Source organism: Psychrobacter sp. CX16, from assembly GCF_057396245.1.
Genome location: NZ_JBXYJF010000061.1, coordinates 1 through 842, shown reverse-complemented (window position 1 = coordinate 842; position 842 = coordinate 1). Strand labels below are relative to the sequence as shown.

1 rRNA gene is annotated in these 842 nt (G+C 37.9%); it reads left to right on the top strand.

The features are described 5' to 3' along the window. Window positions 1–191: 191 nt before the first annotated feature. Window positions 192–305: ribosomal RNA gene (gene rrf, locus AC2SLM_RS12765) — 5S ribosomal RNA — on the top strand. The last annotated feature ends 537 nt before the right edge of the window (window positions 306–842 follow it).

Sequence of the window (842 nt, the reverse complement as noted above, 5' to 3'; positions counted from 1 at the left end):
GTGTGGAAGCGCAGTGATGCGTGTAGCTAACCTGTACTAATTGCTCGTTTGGCTTGACCATACAACACCCAAGTGGTTTTGTATATAAGCTAATTATTTCGATATCATCCTGATAATACATTGATTCAGGTTCTTGATAGGTAAAACCAAGTTAAGCTAACCCTTAACCAACTCATATCTATACCCCCTTTGCTGACGACAATAGCACGATGGAACCACCTGATCCCTTCTCGAACTCAGAAGTGAAACATCGTAGCGCCAATGGTAGTGTGGTTCGCCCATGTGAGAGTAGGTCATCGTCAGCTCCCTATACCCTAAAAGCCCCTATTCATTAATTTGAATGGGGGCTTTTTCTTGGACATAGGTTTTAATTTGGCTAGAAGTTATTAAAAGTTGATTATTTAGGTGTCATTTTAACTGGTCCAAGTAGTAGATTTGAGTCAATAAATTAAATAAAAACAAACCCTTGACCTTGGTCTAATAGTCTATATAATACGCTACCTGTTCAAGAGAAAGCCTAGCGTAAGCGAAGCGGATAAAGAATTAAAAACTTTAAAAAAGCTCTTGACTAAATAATTAAAGCGTCTATAATACGCACCTCATCGGGACAACGAGATTGCCAATTGAAAGGTTGGATTCAAGTTACCTGAATGAAACGAATTAGAACAAAAGCTTGACAGGAATCGAAAAAGTGATATACTGGATGGCTCGCTAAGTAAGAACGCAAATTGCTTAAACTTATCTTAGTGTTAAACTTACCGCGGATGACGCGATAAGTCAACTATTTAAAAGCTAAAATCAAAGAACAACTTGTGTGGATTTTTGCTGATTTAGGATGCTAA